This window comes from Neisseria sp. P0021.S005 (assembly GCF_051956955.1).
Genome location: NZ_JBQCWY010000253.1, coordinates 1 through 4129, shown reverse-complemented (window position 1 = coordinate 4129; position 4129 = coordinate 1). Strand labels below are relative to the sequence as shown.

6 protein-coding genes are annotated in these 4129 nt (G+C 48.1%); 5 read left to right on the top strand and 1 reads right to left on the bottom strand.

Going from position 1 to position 4129, the window contains the following annotated elements:
- The 5 genes from ACTHUE_RS12115 to nqrM form a co-directional block, all read left to right on the top strand.
- Positions 1-560 (top strand): NADH:ubiquinone reductase (Na(+)-transporting) subunit D (locus ACTHUE_RS12115; RefSeq protein WP_440423563.1); only part of this gene is annotated, 560 nt, incomplete at its 5' end.
- Positions 561-563: 3 nt separating this feature from the next.
- On the top strand, positions 564-1157 hold the full coding sequence (nqrE, locus tag ACTHUE_RS12110) for an NADH:ubiquinone reductase (Na(+)-transporting) subunit E (RefSeq protein ID WP_003684365.1): 594 nt from the start codon (positions 564-566) through the stop codon (positions 1155-1157).
- 13 nt (positions 1158-1170) lie between these two features.
- Positions 1171-2388 carry an NADH:ubiquinone reductase (Na(+)-transporting) subunit F gene (nqrF, locus tag ACTHUE_RS12105; protein ID WP_049323894.1) on the top strand — a complete coding sequence of 406 codons (1218 nt, stop codon included), beginning with the start codon at positions 1171-1173 and terminating at the stop codon, positions 2386-2388.
- A gap of 132 nt (positions 2389-2520) precedes the next feature.
- Positions 2521-3588, top strand: coding sequence for an FAD:protein FMN transferase (locus ACTHUE_RS12100; protein ID WP_083290029.1), 1068 nt, complete (start codon positions 2521-2523; stop codon positions 3586-3588).
- 17 nt (positions 3589-3605) lie between these two features.
- Positions 3606-3827, top strand: a complete 222-nt coding sequence (gene nqrM / locus ACTHUE_RS12095; protein WP_070460328.1) for a (Na+)-NQR maturation NqrM — start codon at positions 3606-3608, stop codon at positions 3825-3827.
- A 229-nt stretch (positions 3828-4056) separates the two neighbouring features.
- On the opposite strand, the gene rpmG is transcribed toward nqrM, so the two are convergent.
- Positions 4057-4129: 50S ribosomal protein L33 (gene rpmG / locus ACTHUE_RS12090; RefSeq protein ID WP_440423359.1), on the bottom strand; the 73-nt coding region annotated here is incomplete at its 5' end.

The following is a 4129-nucleotide window of genomic DNA, read 5'->3' as shown; positions in this document are numbered from 1 at the left end:
TGCAGGTTTTGGGTATTTGTTCGGCTTTGGCGGTTACCACCAAACTTCAGACGGCCATCGTAATGGGTATTTCCGTAGCTTTGGTAACCGGTTTTTCCAGCTTCTTCATTTCTTTGGTACGCAACTACATCCCCAACAGCATCCGTATTATTGTGCAAATGGCGATTGTTGCTTCCTTGGTAACGCTGGTTGACCAACTGCTCCAAGCTTTTGCCTATGAGCTGTCCAAACAGCTGTCCGTTTTCGTCGGCCTGATTATTACCAACTGTATCGTGATGGGCCGTGCCGAAGCATTCGCCATGAAAGAGCCTCCTTTGGAGAGCTTGGTTGACGGTATCGGCAACGGCGCAGGTTACGGCATGATGTTGATCATCATCGCAACCATCCGCGAACTGATCGGCTCAGGCAAGCTCTTTGGCTACACCATTTTCCAAACCGTACAAGATGGCGGCTGGTATCAAACCAACGGCTTGTTCTTGCTCGCTCCCAGCGCGTTCTTCATCATCGGCTTCTTGGTATGGGGGCTGCGCACTTGGAAACCTGAACAGGCGGAGAAATAACACATGGAACATTACTTAAGCCTCTTTGTAAAATCCGTCTTTCTGGAAAACATGGCACTTTCCTTCTTCTTAGGGATGTGTACATTTTTGGCAGTATCTAAAAAAGTATCCACTGCATTCGGTTTGGGCGTGGCTGTAACTTTCGTACTCGGCCTGTCCGTCCCTGCCAACCAACTTGTTTACTCGCTGTTGAAAGACGGCGCGCTGGTTGAAGGCGTGGACCTGACCTTCCTGAAATTCATCACCTTCATCGGCGTGATTGCCGCTTTGGTGCAGATTTTGGAAATGTTCTTGGACAAATTCGTCCCTGCCCTCTACAACGCATTGGGTATCTACCTGCCTCTGATTACCGTAAACTGCGCGATTTTCGGTGCCGTATCGTTTATGGCGCAACGCGAATACAACTTCGGCGAGTCCGTTGTATATGGTTTCGGTGCAGGTTTGGGCTGGCTTTTGGCTATTGTCGCTTTGGCGGGCATTACCGAAAAAATGAAATATTCGGACGTCCCTAAAGGTCTCAAAGGCTTGGGCATTACCTTTATCGCCGCTGGCCTGATGGCAATGGCGTTTATGTCGTTCTCCGGCATCCAGTTATAAGAAAGGAATCGGCATGGAGATTATTCTAGGTATCGTGATGTTTACCCTCATCGTCTTGGTTTTGGCACTGATGATTCTGTTTGCCAAATCCAAGTTGGTGAGCGAAGGCGACATCACCATCAAAGTCAATAATGAAAAAGAGCTGACGATGCCTGCCGGCGGTAAACTGCTGGGTGCGCTTGCCAGCCAAGGCATCTTCGTTCCTTCCGCCTGCGGTGGTGGCGGCTCATGCGGCCAGTGCCGCGTTATCGTAAAAAGCGGCGGCGGCGACATTCTGCCAACCGAGTTGTCCCACATCAGCAAACGCGAAGCGCGCGAAGGCTGCCGTCTGTCTTGTCAGGTCAACGTTAAAACCGACATGGACATCGAAGTACCGGAAGAAGTATTCGGCGTGAAAAAATGGGAATGTACTGTCATCTCCAATGACAACAAAGCAACGTTCATTAAAGAACTCAAGCTTGCCATTCCCGAAGGCGAAGAAGTTCCTTTCCGCGCCGGTGGCTACATCCAAATTGAAGCCCCTCCTCACACTGTTGCCTACAAAGACTTCGACATTCCTAAGGAATATCACGAAGACTGGGACAAATACAATCTGTGGCAATATGTTTCCAAAGTGGACGAGCCGATTTTGCGTGCCTACTCTATGGCTTCATACCCTGAAGAAAAAGGCATCATCATGCTGAACGTGCGTATCGCTACGCCTCCTCCACGCGTACCTGATGCGCCTCCAGGACAAATGTCGTCTTATATCTGGTCGCTTAAAGCCGGTGATAAAGTAACGATTTCCGGTCCATTTGGCGAATTCTTTGCCAAAGATACCGATGCCGAAATGGTATTTATCGGCGGTGGTGCGGGTATGGCTCCGATGCGTTCCCACATTTTCGACCAGCTGAAACGTTTGAACTCCAAACGTAAGATTACCTTCTGGTATGGTGCACGTTCTAAACGCGAGATGTTCTATGTCGAAGACTTCGACCAACTCGCAGCAGAATTCCCGAACTTCACATGGCACGTTGCCCTGTCCGACCCATTGCCTGAAGACAACTGGGATGGTTACACAGGCTTCATTCACAACGTAGTTTACGAAAACCACCTGAAAAACCATGAAGCACCGGAAGACTGCGAATTCTATATGTGTGGCCCTCCGATCATGAACCAGTCCGTGATCAAAATGCTCAAAGATTTGGGCGTGGAAGACGAAAACATCCTCTTGGACGATTTCGGCGGCTAACAAACAAAAAGGAAGAAACTTCGGTTTCTTCCTTTTTTATTGCCAGGTCGTCTGAAAACCATACTTTCAGACGGCCTGAACCTTTCTTTTACGATACAATAAAGGCTTCAAAAAATAATCCGCGAATCCCCTATGCCGTTTCTTTCCAATTCGTTTTACCGTCCGATAATCGGCTACACCGTTGCCATCGTTTCCGCACTCACGCTCTCTGCCTGCCAACCTGAAAAACAACAAACCATCACCCTGCAAGGCGAGACCATGGGCACTACCTATACCGTCAAATACCTTTCAGATGGTCAAGACAAACTCCCCTCCCCCGCCGAAATACAAAAACGCATTGATGACGCGCTTAAAGAAGTCAACCGGCAAATGTCTACCTACCAGACCGATTCCGAAATCAGCCAATTCAACCAGCTGCGCACCGTCAATCAGGCCATGCCCATTTCCCAAGACTTTGCCTATGTAACCGGCGAAGCCTTGCGTTTAAACAAATTGACGCACGGCGCACTGGACGTAACCGTCGGCCCTTTGGTCAACCTTTGGGGATTCGGCCCGCAAAAAGAAATCACGCACGAACCGACTGCACAAGAAATCCAACATGCTTCAGAAATGGTCGGTACGGACAAACTCAAACTTTCCCAAGATGGTCAGCAGCCTACACTCGCCAAAACCCATCCCGAAGTCTATTTAGACCTATCCTCCATCGCCAAAGGTTTTGGCGTGGATAAAACCGCCGCCGAACTTGAAAAACTCAATATCGGCAATTATTTGGTAGAAATCGGAGGCGAGTTACATGGCAAAGGCCACAATGCACAAGGCAATCCTTGGCGTATCGGCATCGAGCAGCCCAATATCGTTCAAGGCGGCGCCACTCAAATCACCATTCCATTGGACAATAAATCACTGGCCACATCCGGCGACTACCGCATTTTCCATGTCGATAAGTCAGGCCGCCGCCTTTCCCATATCATCAACCCTAAAACCAAACAACCCATCAGCCACAACCTTGCTTCCATCAGCGTAGTAGCAGAAAACGCCACACTTGCAGACGGCCTTTCCACCGGATTGTTCGTCCTCGGAGAAACTGAAGCACTTAAACTTGCCGAGCAAGAAAATCTCGCCGTTTTCCTTATCATCCGGACCCCGCAAGGCGGCTACCATACTAAAATGTCCAGCGCATTCAAGAAATTATTAAACTAACCTTCAGGAATACACACATGAAAACCCTCCTCCTCACTTTCGGCATTTTTATCATTGTCATCCTTGGCATGGCAGTCGGCTATATCTTCTCCAAACGCACCATCAAAGGCAGCTGCGGCGGCATTTCCTCTCTCGGCATGAAAAAAATGTGCGATTGCGACACGCCATGCGATACCTTGCAAAAAGAGCTGGATAAAAAACAACATTCCGACGACCAAGGCATCAAGGTCGATCATTAAGTCGTTGTTGAATGTTTATTAGCGATTTAAGGCAGCTTATCCTCTATCAGGCCGTCTGAAAAATAAAAGAGCGTAATCCCAATGGATACACGCTCTTTTATTTTGCCTCCTTACAAAGCAATCCAAAAATATCTTGCATACACATTTGAAACAAGCCCCCCAAAAACCAATCAGAAAATAAAAAGAAAAGCTCCTGCAAAACAGGAGCTTTTTCTTGGAAGAAACCGGATTATTTCAATTTAGTTTCTTTGTAAATAACGTGTTTACGGGCTACTGGGTCAAATTTTTTGATTTCCAGTTTG

Excerpts from the sequence above, each read along its gene's own strand:
- ACTHUE_RS12100 (WP_083290029.1), top strand. The coding sequence starts at position 2,521 with ATGCCGTTTCTTTCCAATTCGTTTTACCGTCCGATAATCGGCTACACC.
- nqrE (WP_003684365.1), top strand. The coding sequence starts at position 564 with ATGGAACATTACTTAAGCCTCTTTGTAAAATCCGTCTTTCTGGAAAAC.
- nqrF (WP_049323894.1), top strand. The coding sequence starts at position 1,171 with ATGGAGATTATTCTAGGTATCGTGATGTTTACCCTCATCGTCTTGGTT.
- nqrM (WP_070460328.1), top strand. The coding sequence starts at position 3,606 with ATGAAAACCCTCCTCCTCACTTTCGGCATTTTTATCATTGTCATCCTT.